The organism is Sodalis sp. RH15 (genome assembly GCF_047324255.1).
GTDB classification, from domain to species: Bacteria; Pseudomonadota; Gammaproteobacteria; order Enterobacterales; family Enterobacteriaceae; genus Acerihabitans; species Acerihabitans ligni.
Window position 1 is genome coordinate 4574915 of record NZ_CP178738.1, and the last position, 12921, is coordinate 4587835.

Sequence of the window (12921 nt, forward strand, 5' to 3'; positions counted from 1 at the left end):
GCCGGTGCAGCAGCGCCGCGCCGATTTTCGCGGAAATCCCGCCCGCCCATGTCATAACCCGAGATAAAAATCCCGGGTCAAGTCGCGGTAGGCCGCCGAATAGGCCCGGTTTTCATCCCTGAGCGTAAACGCCGAACAACAGGATGCTCCCGCCGCCGTTGACAGTCCCAGCAAAATCCGGTGCGGCGGTTTGCCCGGATTATCAGCCACCTCGGTGCGATAGCGTACCTGCCACCGCTGCCGGCGGGCCAGCCGGATAATCCCCTCGCCGATGTCCAGGGGCAATACCAGCATGAACAGGCCCTCCGGCGCCAGCAATCGCCGAGCGGCATCCAGCAGGTGTTCATGGGTCAGGGTGCCGGTGGAACGCGCCCGATCCCGGCCGGTATCCCGGCAGGGAATACCCACCGGAAAATAGGGCGGGTTACTGACAATCAGTTCATAACGTTCAGTGGACGTCAAGGCATAAGTGAGAATGTTATCGTTAATAACCCGTAAACGCGCCGCCCAAGGGCTGCGGGCACAGTTTTCGCCCGCCTGGGCCGCGGCCGCGCCGTCCAGTTCCAAAGCGTCGATAGCCGTCCCCTCTCCGGTGCGCTGGGCCAGCATGAGGGCGATAAGACCGCAGCCGGTACCGATATCCAGTATACGCCGCGGGACAGGGCAGAGCGGCGTCCAGGCCCCCAGCAGCACGCCGTCGGTGCCTACCTTCATAGCGCATCGATCGTGGGCGGCAAAAAAATACTTAAAGGTAAAACCATCCCGGCGCAACAGGGTCTTTTGACCTGGCGATTCCATCATTACTAGGCTCCCGGCGAACAATCGGGTTACTTTATGTCAAACAGGCCCGGTGTGGAAATAACCATCCATGCGGAAACAGATGAAGATTGATCGGGATCCGTCTATAATCTGCGCCCCAACCAGAGGTAGACCATGACCGTAACCCAATTCACCGAACTCGACCTACATGAAAGCCTGCTCGCCGCCCTGCAGGATAAAGGCTATGAGCGTCCTACCGCCATTCAGGCCGAAGCGATCCCGCCGGCCATGGAGGGACGCGACGTGTTGGGTTCGGCGCCTACCGGAACCGGTAAAACCGCCGCCTACCTGCTGCCGGTGCTGCAACACCTGCTGGATTTTCCCCGCAGGAAATCCGGGCCGCCGCGGGTATTGATCGTCACGCCCACCCGTGAACTGGCCATGCAGGTCGCTGATCAGGCCAGGGAACTGGCGGCCCATACCCAGATTGACGTCGCCACCATCACCGGCGGCGTGGCGTATATGAATCATATGGAAGTGTTCAGCGAAAATCAGGACATCGTGGTGGCCACTACCGGCCGGCTGCTGCAGTACATCACAGAAGAAAATTTCGACTGCCGCGCGGTGGAAACGCTGATTCTGGATGAAGCGGACCGGATGCTGGAAATGGGATTTGCCCATGACGTGGAGGTGATTGCCGCCGAAACCCGCTGGCGCAAGCAGACGCTGCTGTTTTCCGCCACCCTGGAAGGCAACGCGGTGAAGGATTTTGCCGAGCGCCTGCTCAACGATCCGGTTGAAATCGATGCTGCTTCCTCCCGGCGCGAACGCAAAAAAATCGTCCAGTGGTATTACCGCGCCGACGATCTCAAGCACAAAACCGCCCTGCTTTGCCATTTGCTAAAACAGCCCGACGTGACAAAAACCATTGTTTTTGTCCGCAAGCGCGAACGCGTCCATGAACTGGTGGGCTGGCTGCATGAGGCGGGCATTACCTCCTGCTATCTGGAAGGGGAAATGGTGCAGGCCAAACGCAATGAAGCCATAAAACGCATGAGCGACGGACGCATGGCGGTGCTGGTGGCCACCGACGTTGCGGCGCGCGGGCTGGATATAGATGATGTCAGCCATGTGATTAATTTCGATCTGCCCACCACCGCCGACGTGTATTTGCACCGCATCGGCCGCACCGCCAGGGCGGGCAAAAAAGGCACCGCGATTTCCCTGATTGAAGCCCACGATCACCTGCTGCTGGGCAAAATAAGCCGCTATCTTAACGAACCTTTGAAAGCACGGATCGTGGACGAGTTACGCCCCGCCACCCGTGCGCCGTCGCCAAAAGCCACCGGTAAGCCATCGAAAAAAGTGTTGGCGAAACGGAAGGAGAAAAAGCAGCAGGGACAGGTGAAAGACAAGGTCAAAGTGCGTCTGCGCGATAAAAGAAATATCGGCAAGCGCCGGGCGGGCAAACAGGTTGAGAGTGAATCGGCAGCGGCGGCAAAACCCGCTGATGAATAATGCATCGCACCTCTAAAAAAGCCGCCCGCCGGGGCGGCTTTTTTTTATGCCACACCCGATCTTTCAGGGGTTTAACACTCTAGAAATGAGAATGATTGTATTTATGATACTTAACTAAAATTTTTATTTTTGATAAAATAATTATTGAGTTATTTTTATTATTATTTCAATTAGTTACCTGCCATATGATTTGAAACAAGTTCTGTTCAAAATAGTGACAGCGGGTCAATTCCGTTATTTGATATAAACCTGTTTTTATCTTATTCAGTTTTTAATACATTGATTTATAATAAAATTATATAACACTCTAAAATCCGATCCATGAAAAAAGGGAGCCTAGGCTCCCTTAATGCACTACAAAGACCATTAGATGGCTGATGTAAACGTACGGGTGATAACATCGCGCTGCTGTTCCGGCGTTAACGAGTTAAAACGTACGGCATAACCGGATACGCGGATGGTCAATTGCGGATACTTATCCGGATTGGCGATGGCGTCTTCCAAAGTTTCACGGGTTAACACATTCACATTCAAATGCTGCCCGCCTTCTACGCGCACGACTTCTTTTTGTTCAATGGGAATCTGGCGATATTCAATGTTACCCAGTTCGCTTAACGCTACGACCTGATCATCGGCATAGCCGGCAACAGCACACAGGCAACGCGCCTGCTCCACACTGTTATCCAGCAGCCAGAAAGAATTAATCAAAGCTTTATTGTCGGCCTGGGTAATTTGAGTTCCGATAATCATAGATGCCTCCGTGGTGTGGCTTTCAAAATTTTCACGCCATGTCCCTACTGCATGTTTTGCGTTTGTGGACATTTGGTAAAACCAATTCGTCTGCCTGATTATATACCAGCCAATCGGCCGACTATCCTTGATTTAAATCAATTTTTAAGGCGATAAGTCTTTTACCAAAAAGACATGTTTATGTTTTATATCAATTTTGTTGTTTTAGCGCCGGCACTTTTTTTAAAATAATTTTGAAATAATACAATTTAATTTGCCATGCATCTCATTCACATTAAGCATTTCGCCGACGGTCGTTACCCGGTAAGCTACCGGATAAGTCATTATCCAACATGGAGCGTACCATGACGCAGAGCCCCACCTGGCGGGATACCCTCGCTGAAGAAAAAACCAAACCCTACTTCCGGCAAACCCTGGCTTTCGTGGCACAGGAGCGGGCGGAGGGAAAAACCGTCTATCCGCCGCAACCTGACGTATTCAACGCGTTCCGTTATACGGAACTGGCAACGGTGAAAGTCGTCATTCTCGGACAGGATCCCTACCATGGCCCCAACCAGGCCCACGGCCTTTCCTTTTCCGTTCGGCCGGGCGTGCCCGCCCCGCCCTCACTGGTGAATATCTATAAAGAACTCAGCGCGGACATTCCCGGTTTTACCATTCCGGATCACGGTTGCCTGCAAAGCTGGGCCGGACAAGGCGTGCTACTGCTCAATACCGTATTGACGGTGGAAGCGGGCAAAGCCCATTCCCACGCCAGCCTGGGCTGGGAGACCTTTACTGATAAAGTTATTGAAGTGCTGAATGAGTGCCGCGAGGGGGTGGTTTTCCTGCTCTGGGGTTCCCATGCGCAAAAGAAAGGCGGAATTATCGATCCTAAACGCCATCATATTCTCAAGGCGCCCCATCCTTCGCCGCTGTCGGCGCACCGGGGTTTTTTGGGCTGTAAACACTTCTCTAAAGCCAACGCGTTTTTAATAGAGCAGGGGCAAGAACCCATAGACTGGCAGCCGCATCTGCCGTCTCATTGATTTACGCAGCGACGGCAGCGACGGCCAGGACCCATTCTGATCGGTAAGGGCAAGCCGGGAAGATGAGAATCTTTGGTTGGGCGGGAATCGGGATATTTCAGGTGCCGCTAATCCCGCCGAGGCTGACAGTTTGCCAACCGGCGGGAGGAATTCAATAATGCATTCAAGCCATTATGGCTGCGCCAAGGGCTGGTATCTTTAGCTGCGGGCCTTCGACACAGCCACCATGGCCGGGCGCAGCAGGCGTCCGTTCAGGGTATAGCCCTTTTGCATCACCATCATGACCTGGTTCGGCTCATGCTCGTCCGATTCCAGCATGGTCATCGCCTGATGGACTGCGGGGTCGAAAGGAACATGGGTATCCCCCACCACCTCGATACCGAATTTGCGCACCGCATCCAGCAAGGATTTCAACGTCAGTTCAATGCCTTCGATAAGCGGGGTCAGCTCGCTGTTGGACTTGTCGGCCGTATCCAGCCCGCGCTCAAGGTTATCAATGACCGGCAGCAGTTCGCCGGCAAATTTTTCCAAAGCGAATTTATGGGCCTTTTCCACATCCAGTTCGGCACGGCGACGCACATTTTCCATTTCCGCCTTGGCTCGTAGCATGCTGTCGCGTTCCCGTTGTTGTAGTTCATCCACCCTGGCCTGCAAAACAGCAATTTGCTCATCGCGCGGATCCACGACTTCTGCCGTCTCGGGCACAGCTTCCGACTGTTGCTCTGGTTCCATATCGATTTCCGGTGAGACTTGCTCGTCAGGGGCGTTCTGTTCTTTACTACTCATCATGAGTTTCTCCGCGTTTTAGCCTTTTTAATCTTGCTACTCCGCTTATTATGGGGATGAATAGCAGGGATTCAAGGGATGTCGCATAATGTATACCCAATGGATTTCAAATTGCAGACAGCGCGGCTGCAACTTGAAAGATGAAGGGTATAGTCAGCAAAACACGGCGAGGAAAACAACAACATGAATACACCCTTTAAGAGCATCGGCATTGTCGGCCATCCGCGTCATCCAAACGCCCTGGCCACTCATGAAATGCTCTACCATTGGCTGATCGCGAAAGGACATGAGGTTATCATCGAGCATCAAATCGCCCGGGACCTTAATCTGGAAGGCGCAGCCACCGGCAGCCTCGCCGACATCGGCCAGCGGGCCGATCTGGCGGTAGTGGTGGGGGGGGACGGCAATATGCTTGGCGCGGCGCGTATCCTGGCGCGCTACGACACCAAGGTGATTGGCATAAACCGCGGCAACCTGGGGTTTCTCACCGATCTCGATCCGGATTCAGCCCTGCAGCAGCTGTCAGATGTACTGGCGGGAGACTACCGCTGTGAAGAGCGCTTCCTGCTGGAAGCGCAGGTCTGCCGCGACAACCAATGCGGACGGCTCAGCACCGCCATCAATGAAGTGGTCCTGCATCCCGGCAAGGTCGCGCATATGATTGAATTCGAAGTGTATATTGACGATAGCTTCGCTTTCTCCCAACGTTCCGACGGTCTGATTATCGCCACCCCCACCGGCTCCACCGCCTATTCCCTCTCCGCCGGCGGCCCCATACTCACCCCGCCGCTGGACGCCATCGTACTGGTGCCCATGTTTCCCCATACCCTATCGTCACGGCCGCTGGTCATCAACGGCAGCAGCACCATACGGTTGAAGTTTTCCCAAATCGGCAGCGAACTGGAGATCAGCTGCGACAGCCAGATAGCCCTGCCCATTCAGGAAGGCGAAGAGATTTTCATCCGCCGCAGCGAGTACCACCTCGATTTGGTGCATCCTCTTGATTACAACTATTTCAATACGCTGAGCACCAAACTAGGCTGGTCGAAAAAATTATTTTAAAAAGCGGCAGCCGCCGCTTTACTGTATAAAAAACCAGTTTATACTGTGCTTAACTCCAGCTATGTTGTTTTGTACAGGAATATCGCCATGCTGTCTCAACTGACCATCGCTAATTTTGCCATAGTGCGTGAATTAACCATCGATTTTCAAGCGGGAATGAGCGTGATAACCGGCGAAACCGGTGCGGGTAAATCCATTGCCATCGATGCGCTCGGCCTTTGCCTCGGCAGCCGCTCGGACGCCGCCATGGTACGGCCCGGCGCGGCCCGGGCGGATATCTGCGCCCGGTTCGTCCTCGGCGATACTCCCCTGGCCGCGCGCTGGCTGGCGGATAACGAGCTGGACAACGGCAATGAATGCCTTTTGCGCCGGGTGGTGGGCCAGGACGGGCGCTCCCGCGGCTTTATCAACGGCGTGTCCGTGCCGCTGTCGCAGCTGCGGGATCTGGGGCACCACCTGATACAAATCCACGGACAGCATGCCCACCAGCTGCTGATGCGGCCGGATCATCAAAAGCACCTGCTGGATGCCTATGCCGATGAAAAAGCGCTGCGCCAGACCATGGCGGGCGCTTACCGGCAGTGGCATCAAAGCTGCCTTGAACTGGCCGCATCCCGGAAAAACGCCGCCGACCGCGCCGCCCGACGCGAGCTGCTTCAATATCAGTTAAAGGAACTCAATGAGTTTATGCCGGTTGCGGATGAATATGAACTCATGGACCTGGAATATAAGCGCCTGGCCAACAGCGGCCAGTTGATTACCACCACCCGCCAGGCCCTCGAGACCCTGAGCGAGGGGGAAGACCAAAATCTGCTCGGGTTATTGTATGGGGTCAAGCAGCGGGTGACCGAACTTGCCGGTATGGATGCCGCCCTTTCCCCCATTCTGGATTTACTGGAGGAAGCCTCCATACAGCTCACCGAAGCCAGCGATGAGCTGCGCCACTACGGCGAGAATCTAGATTTGGACCCGGCACGGCTGTTTGAACTGGAGCAGCGGCTTTCGCGGCAGATGAACCTGGCGCGCAAGCATCATGTCGCCCCGGAGGAATTGCCGCAGTTATATCAGCGTCTCCTTCAGGAGCAGGAATCAAGCGAACGGCAGGATATCGACGCACAGGGGTTGGCGGAGGCGGTGGAACGGTATCATGGACAGGCGCTGCACGCCGCCCGCCAGCTCAACCAGAAACGGCTGGAGCATGCGGGGGAATTGGGGGAGCTTATCACCCGCAGCATCCGCGAGCTGTCGTTGCCCCACGGGAAATTATCCATCGCCGTCCATTTTGATGAAGACCAGCTCAGCGCCGACGGTTGTGACCGCATCGAATTCCTGGTCACCACCAACCCCGGACAACCGCTGCAGCCCCTGGCGAAAGTGGCCTCCGGCGGCGAATTATCCCGCATCGCCCTGGCAATCCAGGTCATTACCGCGCGTAAGATGGATACCCCGGCCTTGATATTTGATGAAGTTGATGTCGGCATCAGTGGCCCTACCGCGGCGATTGTGGGTAAAATGCTGCGTCAGCTGGGCGAGTCCACCCAGGTGATGTGCGTTACCCATTTACCGCAGGTTGCCGGTTCGGGCCATCACCACTTTTATGTCAGCAAAAATACCGATGGCAACGAGACCGAAACACAGATGCTTTCGCTGAACAAAAAAGCCCGCCTGCAAGAGCTGGCGCGTCTGTTGGGCGGTAGCGAAGTGACTAAAAATACGCTGGCAAACGCTAAAGAACTGCTCGCAGCATAGAAAAGCTCAACTTTTTTACGTTCCCGCGGTCATAGATGGGCCTTCTAGAGGTTCCCAATGTCGGCAAGGTCTATTATCATCGGCATCCTATGCCCAAAAGGAATGTGATTATTATGAGCTGTAAGACGTTGACCGCCGCTGCCGTCGTTCTTCTGATGTTAACCGCCGGTTGTTCTACGCTGGAAAGATTGGTTTACCGCCCCGATATCAATCAGGGAAATTATCTGACCACAGCTGACGTGGCGAAACTTCATACCGGCATGACCAAGCAACAAGTGGCTTATACGTTAGGCACGCCAATGCTACACGACCCGTTCGGCACCAATACCTGGTTTTACGTGTTCCGCCGCCAGCCGGGCCATGAGCCGGTAACCCAGCAAACCCTTACCCTGACATTCGATAACAGCGGCACATTGACCCATATCGATAACCAGGCAGCGCTGAATGCCCCCAGCTCATAACGGCCAGCGCCATAGCGGCGGCGGCCGGGAATGATACCCGGCGGCTGTCGTTCAGGTGTGTTGCTGGTGTAGTTCTGGTGTAGTTCGGGAACTGAGTCCACCAAAGAGATGGCCGCAAAACAACAGCTAGACGGACACGCCGCTCCGTCTTACTTCTTGGTGCGCTCCGCACGCTGACGCCGCCACTCCTTCGGATCCAACAACAGCGGCCGGTAAATCTCCACCCGATCGCCGTCATTCAGGATGTCCTCCAGCACGGCGGGCCGGCTGAATATCCCCACCTTGTTTTTGCCCAGATCAATTTCAGGCCGCAGGGCCAAAATACCGGAGGCCTCAATGGCGTCTTTAAGCATGCTGCCTGCGGGCAAGGTGAGCGGGTAAAGATACTGCCGCTCAGGCAAGGCATATACCACCTCTACCCGGATGTCAGGCACTGTAAACCTGCTGCGCACGGCGGGTAAAGGCCTGCACCATGCTATTGGCCATCTCCTTGAAGATGTGGCCGAACGCCAGTTCGATTAATTTATTCTTGAATTCAAAACTGAGTTCGAATTCCACCTTGCAGGCTTCCGGGCTCAAGGTGGTAAACCGCCAGTCGCCGGAAAACGTGCGAAACGGCCCCGACACCAGGCGCATCACAATGCTCTCGTTATCGGTTATCACGTTGCGCGTGACAAACGTTTTGCTGATGCCTGCCTTGGACACATCCATCTCGGCGGTCAGCTCGTTACCTTCTTTTCCCAGCACCCGGCTGCCGGTACAGCCGGGTATGAATTCCGGATAAGCACTGATATCGTTTACCAGAGCAAACATTTGTTCCACGCTGTAGGGTACCAAGGCGGAACGACTGATATGAGGCATAAGGGTTCCTGTCATGTCGTTAACTACTTAATATTATCATTTATCTGTCATGAGATAAAAAATCTGTTACCGCTTGTTTAACGCCATTTGCTCGAAAACCCGGCAACCGGGTCAGGAAAGCATTTAATTCCCCCCATAAAACTGTATAATATTTAGTATCATGACAAAGAAAAAAGCTCAAAAACCAGGCTCCGCCACTATTGCGCTGAACAAACGCGCCCGACATGAATACTTCATAGAGGAAGAGTTCGAAGCAGGACTCTCGTTGCAGGGATGGGAAGTCAAATCGCTGCGTGCCGGCAAAGCCAACATCAGTGACAGCTATGTGCTGCTTAAAGACGGCGAGGCCTTTCTTTTTGGCGCCACTTTTCAGCCGTTGGCGGTGGCCTCCACCCATGTGGTGTGCGATCCCACGCGTACCCGCAAGCTGCTGCTCAACCATCGCGAGCTTTCCACGCTCTTCGGCCGGGTTAACCGCGAGGGGTATACCGTGGTGGCGCTATCCCTTTATTGGAAAAACGCCTGGATCAAGGTACGCATCGGCGTCGCCAAGGGTAAAAAAGAGTACGACAAACGCACAGATATCAAAGAGCGCGAATGGCAGGTGGATAAAGCGCGCATAATGAAGCACGCCGGCCGTTAAGGTTTGCCCCGCCACCGCGTTTTTGCTATAATGAAATTAACAACTTGGGGCTGATTCTGGATTCGACGGGATTTGTGAAACCCAAGGTGCATGCCGAGGTGAGGTAGGCCTCGTTAAACAGCCTCAAAAAAATAATTGCAAACGATAACTCGTTCGAACCTGCTGCTTTAGCAGCTTAATCAGCTTAATACCCTGAAGGTTCCCTCTCTCCCTAGCCTTCGCTCTTAGGACGGGGATCAAGAGAGGTCAAACCCAAAAGAGCTCGCGTGGAGATCCTGCCTGGGGTTAAAGCGCTAAAACTAATCAGGCTAGTTTGTCAGTAGCGTGTCCGTCCGCAGCTGGCAGGCGAATGTAATGACTGGACTAAGCATGTAGTGCCGAGGACGTAATAATTCCGGACGGGGGTTCAAATCCCCCCAGCTCCACCAAATTCTTGGTTGATGGTTACCAGAGCCATCCAACGAAGTCCTAGAAGCCCGCAAGGCGTAAGCCCTGCGGGCTTTTTTGTATCCTCTCGAGTCTGAAGTCACCTAATTAAATCCAATCCTTTTGGGCCCATTGATAGGCCCAACGAAAACTATTATGGTTTTCGTTGGGCCTACAAGAGCGGAGACTGATCATGTCAAGACAAACCAAGCCGTTAACCGATACGGAAATCAAAGCACCAAAACCTAAAGATGCCGATTATCTCCTCTAGGATGGTGATGGGTTGGCTCTACTTATCAAATCAAGCGGCAGTAAACTCTGGCAGTTTCGCTACTATCGCCCTTTCACCAAACAGCGGACGAAGCAAAGTTTCGGAGCTTATCCAGCCGTCACGCTTTCTGATGCACGTAAACTAAGATCTGAATCGCGCATCTTGCTGGCAAAGCAGATCGATCCATTTGAGCATCAGAAAGAGCAGCTCATTTTCACCTCGGCATATGGGCAGTAATCAAAAGATGATGAGTTAGGGTCGCCTATTCATCAACTCATCGCCACTTAATATTATGTTTTGTATAAATAAAAATCAAAGGCGAACAGGATGAACAGTTTTGCGTAAAATCTTTTTTTCCCGGCAGACTCGCATAACACTGTTGCTGCCGTTTTGACTTAGTGCTAAATTTAGTATCAAATATCGTACTAAAAAGGACTCGTTATGTCTGTACAACCTATCCTGGCTAATGCGTCGGTGAGTATCAGCGATTTTAAAAAGTCACCCAATGGCGCCCTGAAAGAGGCCCACGGGCAACCGGTGGCGGTGTTGACCAACGGCCATATCTCCGGTTACTACATTTCACCGGAAACATGGGAAGCCATGGTGGATTATCAGGAAGATATCGAACTCGGCAAAATCGCCCGTTCACGGATGAAAGGTAAGCGCGTCAAGGTCAAGCTGGATGAGCTATGAGTTGGAGTTTGAAGAGCATGCCCTTAAGGAGTTTAAAAAGCTGGGCGCGCCGTTACGGGAGCAGTTCAAAAAGAAGTTAAAAGAGATTTTGGTCAATCCCCATATTCCCGCCAATCGGCTCAGCGGCATGCCTGATTGTTATAAAATCAAGCTCAGGTCTGCCGGGTATCGGTTGGTTTACCAGGCGATCGATGAAGAGGTGATTGTGCTGGTGCTGGCCGTGGGCAAGCGTGAACGCTCAGAAGTATATAACGCCGCTAAAGCCCGGCTCTAACCGGGTGGTGTGTGCGGCAACAACGATTCAAAATTTGCCTTCATCATCCCATCACTTTTCCACATCGGTATACGTTCAGGTATATCCTGAAATCTGAATTGGAATTAAATCCATATATACCAATTCATTACGTGAAAAATTCAGATTCCGCCAGCGCATGGCGCAAGCCCTGCGGGCTTTTTATGTTAGTGGAATGCTGGGGAGATCTTGTGACTATGCCTAAGATATCCGGCGCTCCCCCGAAAAGGATATCTTTCCCGCCATCGGCGATATCAGCATCACGGACATTAAAGCTCGCACGCTGGTACAGGCTATCAACGATTACCCGCCCTGCCGAAGCCTCAAATAGCCGCTGGACAGAACTCGATTTATCAGCGAGGGAATGGCATATACCGGCGGAACGCATGAAAATGAACCGGGCGCATAAAACCGAGGCAACCGATGAACAGCCAAACGGTGAATGCAGGGCTGAAGCCAGATTGAGAGAGGTAAAAAATGAACGCTAAACGCATACCTCCAACCAAAACCCATGCCGAAATGGTCTCAGATTGGATGGAACAACCGGAATTTAAGGCTGAATACGAAAAGCTGGACGGGGAATTCGCCTTCAAATCACCGATGAGCGGCCTGAACGGCGCTAGAGGATGTCGAACTCGCCAAAATCGCCCATTTAAGAATAAAAGGTAAGCGTTTTAAGTCGATTTGAACGAACCATGAAATTGAGCGCCGCCACCTGTCATCACTCATCGGTCGTGCCGGGCAGCGGTTCTGCTTGATAGCGCCGGCGGTGTTCTCTCGGCGAGTACCCCAGAACCCGTTTGAACGCCTTGCCGAAGGCGCTTTCCGTACCGTAGCCGATTGACCAGGCGATTTTGGAAACAGGGTCATCAGACGTCTGCAGGCGATCGCTGGCGAGCAACATTCTCCAGTGCGTAAGGTATTCCATTGAGGTCATCCCGACCTTTTCCTTGAACCGTTGAGCAAAGACGGTGCGCGACATGCCGACGTGATGAGCGAGTTCCTGTATTTTCCAGGGATGCCCCGGATCGTTGTGCATGCATGCTATCGCGGCCCTCATCTGCGGGTCGGCAAGGGCAAAAAGCCACCCTACGCCCCTGGTTGCCTCGCTCTGCAGGTACAGCCTAAGGGCCTTCACCAGCAAAATATAAGCAAGCTGTTGCGCCACCAGCGATCCCCCCAACTGAGGATCGCGTAATTCCTCCCTTAAGGATTCCAGCGACCATCGCATCACTTCTTTGCTCGACTCGTTGCGGATATGGACGATGGGAGGCAGCGCGTTCAGTAGGATGTCGGCATGCCCGCCGGTCATGAGGAAGTGCCCGCCAAGAACGGAGCATCCGCCCACGGCGTCGGAAAAGAGCGGAACATCCGGCCTGCGCGCGGCCATTTGCACGTCGAAATTCACCGGCGGAGAAGACAGGTCCGTCGCCAGGCAAAACGGCCGGCCGCGGGGAAGGAGGATAGAATCCCCCTCCCCCATGAACACCGGGTCGGTTACTCCCTCCATCGCCAGGAAACATGAACCCGCTACCACTGAGTAGCACTTCAAGCCCCGATGCTTAGGGAATTGGATACGGGATTTTTCGTTCACTACAAAGCCCCCCTACACATAGGTCTTG

14 protein-coding genes, 1 other RNA gene and 2 pseudogenes are annotated in these 12921 nt (G+C 53.6%); 11 read left to right on the forward strand and 6 right to left on the reverse strand.

Translation table 11 applies throughout. The features are described from left to right. Positions 1-51: 51 nt before the first annotated feature. Positions 52-801: a tRNA1(Val) (adenine(37)-N6)-methyltransferase gene (locus tag ACL2XO_RS20755; RefSeq protein ID WP_413741418.1), complete on the reverse strand. Its 750-nt coding sequence runs from the start codon at positions 799-801 to the stop codon at positions 52-54. Between the two features lie 132 nt (positions 802-933). On the opposite strand from ACL2XO_RS20755, the gene srmB reads away from it, so the two are divergent. Then, entirely contained in the window at positions 934-2277 is a 1344-nt protein-coding gene (srmB, locus tag ACL2XO_RS20760; protein WP_132926539.1) for an ATP-dependent RNA helicase SrmB, read from the forward strand. 366 nt (positions 2278-2643) lie between these two features. Here srmB and grcA read toward each other — a convergent pair whose 3' ends face one another. Then, positions 2644-3027, reverse strand: a complete 384-nt coding sequence (gene grcA / locus ACL2XO_RS20765) for an autonomous glycyl radical cofactor GrcA (RefSeq protein WP_132926537.1) — start codon at positions 3025-3027, stop codon at positions 2644-2646. A 344-nt stretch (positions 3028-3371) separates the two neighbouring features. Between grcA and ung the strand changes: the two genes are divergently transcribed. Continuing rightward, positions 3372-4055, forward strand: a complete 684-nt coding sequence (ung, locus tag ACL2XO_RS20770) for a uracil-DNA glycosylase (protein ID WP_132926535.1) — start codon at positions 3372-3374, stop codon at positions 4053-4055. A gap of 198 nt (positions 4056-4253) precedes the next feature. Here the strand turns inward: ung and grpE are convergent, their stop codons facing one another. Beyond that, positions 4254-4841 carry a nucleotide exchange factor GrpE gene (gene grpE, locus ACL2XO_RS20775; protein ID WP_132928031.1) on the reverse strand — a complete coding sequence of 196 codons (588 nt, stop codon included), beginning with the start codon at positions 4839-4841 and terminating at the stop codon, positions 4254-4256. 183 nt (positions 4842-5024) lie between these two features. Here grpE and nadK point away from each other — a divergent pair, with 183 nt between their 5' ends. From nadK to bamE, 3 genes are all read left to right on the forward strand, one after another. Next, a complete protein-coding gene (gene nadK / locus ACL2XO_RS20780; protein ID WP_132926533.1) occupies positions 5025-5903 on the forward strand; it encodes an NAD(+) kinase in 879 nt (292 codons plus the stop codon). A gap of 87 nt (positions 5904-5990) precedes the next feature. Then, entirely contained in the window at positions 5991-7652 is a 1662-nt protein-coding gene (gene recN / locus ACL2XO_RS20785; protein WP_413741419.1) for a DNA repair protein RecN, read from the forward strand. A gap of 113 nt (positions 7653-7765) precedes the next feature. Further along, the gene (bamE, locus tag ACL2XO_RS20790) at positions 7766-8113 is read left to right on the forward strand and encodes an outer membrane protein assembly factor BamE (RefSeq protein WP_132926529.1); all 348 of its coding nucleotides are present in this window, start codon (positions 7766-7768) and stop codon (positions 8111-8113) included. Positions 8114-8262: 149 nt separating this feature from the next. Here the strand turns inward: bamE and ACL2XO_RS20795 are convergent, their stop codons facing one another. Both ACL2XO_RS20795 and ACL2XO_RS20800 read right to left on the reverse strand, forming a co-directional pair. Beyond that, on the reverse strand, positions 8263-8547 hold the full coding sequence (locus ACL2XO_RS20795) for an RnfH family protein (protein WP_413741420.1): 285 nt from the start codon (positions 8545-8547) through the stop codon (positions 8263-8265). Continuing rightward, positions 8540-8974 (reverse strand): SRPBCC family protein, encoded by a 435-nt coding sequence (locus ACL2XO_RS20800; protein ID WP_132926525.1) that lies wholly within the window; start codon positions 8972-8974, stop codon positions 8540-8542. Before ACL2XO_RS20800 ends, ACL2XO_RS20795 begins: the two co-directional genes overlap by 8 nt. A 160-nt stretch (positions 8975-9134) precedes the next feature. On the opposite strand from ACL2XO_RS20800, the gene smpB reads away from it, so the two are divergent. From smpB to ACL2XO_RS20830, 6 genes and pseudogenes are all read left to right on the forward strand, one after another. After that, positions 9135-9617 carry an SsrA-binding protein SmpB gene (gene smpB, locus ACL2XO_RS20805; RefSeq protein WP_132926523.1) on the forward strand — a complete coding sequence of 161 codons (483 nt, stop codon included), beginning with the start codon at positions 9135-9137 and terminating at the stop codon, positions 9615-9617. Between the two features lie 46 nt (positions 9618-9663). Continuing rightward, positions 9664-10045: a transfer-messenger RNA gene (gene ssrA, locus ACL2XO_RS20810) on the forward strand. Between the two features lie 191 nt (positions 10046-10236). Then, positions 10237-10524 (forward strand): annotated as a pseudogene (locus ACL2XO_RS20815) (integrase arm-type DNA-binding domain-containing protein); the annotation flags it as partial. Positions 10525-10755: 231 nt separating this feature from the next. After that, positions 10756-11007, forward strand: coding sequence for a prevent-host-death protein (locus ACL2XO_RS20820; RefSeq protein ID WP_203524676.1), 252 nt, complete (start codon positions 10756-10758; stop codon positions 11005-11007). Then, on the forward strand, positions 10997-11281 hold the full coding sequence (locus ACL2XO_RS20825) for a type II toxin-antitoxin system RelE family toxin (RefSeq protein WP_203524677.1): 285 nt from the start codon (positions 10997-10999) through the stop codon (positions 11279-11281). The genes ACL2XO_RS20820 and ACL2XO_RS20825 overlap by 11 nt, the downstream gene beginning before the upstream one ends. Before the next feature lie 223 nt (positions 11282-11504). Continuing rightward, positions 11505-11755 (forward strand): annotated as a pseudogene (locus ACL2XO_RS20830) (hypothetical protein); the annotation flags it as partial. 265 nt (positions 11756-12020) lie between these two features. Here the strand turns inward: ACL2XO_RS20830 and ACL2XO_RS20835 are convergent. Further along, entirely contained in the window at positions 12021-12893 is an 873-nt protein-coding gene (locus ACL2XO_RS20835) for a cupin domain-containing protein (RefSeq protein WP_413741421.1), read from the reverse strand. Positions 12894-12921 lie beyond the last annotated feature (28 nt).

Coding starts and splice junctions, on each gene's coding strand:
- ACL2XO_RS20755 (WP_413741418.1), bottom strand. CDS start 801: ATGATGGAATCGCCAGGTCAAAAGACCCTGTTGCGCCGGGATGGTTTT.
- srmB (WP_132926539.1), top strand. CDS start 934: ATGACCGTAACCCAATTCACCGAACTCGACCTACATGAAAGCCTGCTC.
- grcA (WP_132926537.1), bottom strand. CDS start 3,027: ATGATTATCGGAACTCAAATTACCCAGGCCGACAATAAAGCTTTGATT.
- ung (WP_132926535.1), top strand. CDS start 3,372: ATGACGCAGAGCCCCACCTGGCGGGATACCCTCGCTGAAGAAAAAACC.
- grpE (WP_132928031.1), bottom strand. CDS start 4,841: ATGAGTAGTAAAGAACAGAACGCCCCTGACGAGCAAGTCTCACCGGAA.
- nadK (WP_132926533.1), top strand. CDS start 5,025: ATGAATACACCCTTTAAGAGCATCGGCATTGTCGGCCATCCGCGTCAT.
- recN (WP_413741419.1), top strand. CDS start 5,991: ATGCTGTCTCAACTGACCATCGCTAATTTTGCCATAGTGCGTGAATTA.
- bamE (WP_132926529.1), top strand. CDS start 7,766: ATGAGCTGTAAGACGTTGACCGCCGCTGCCGTCGTTCTTCTGATGTTA.
- ACL2XO_RS20800 (WP_132926525.1), bottom strand. CDS start 8,974: ATGCCTCATATCAGTCGTTCCGCCTTGGTACCCTACAGCGTGGAACAA.
- smpB (WP_132926523.1), top strand. CDS start 9,135: ATGACAAAGAAAAAAGCTCAAAAACCAGGCTCCGCCACTATTGCGCTG.
- ACL2XO_RS20820 (WP_203524676.1), top strand. CDS start 10,756: ATGTCTGTACAACCTATCCTGGCTAATGCGTCGGTGAGTATCAGCGAT.
- ACL2XO_RS20825 (WP_203524677.1), top strand. CDS start 10,997: ATGAGCTATGAGTTGGAGTTTGAAGAGCATGCCCTTAAGGAGTTTAAA.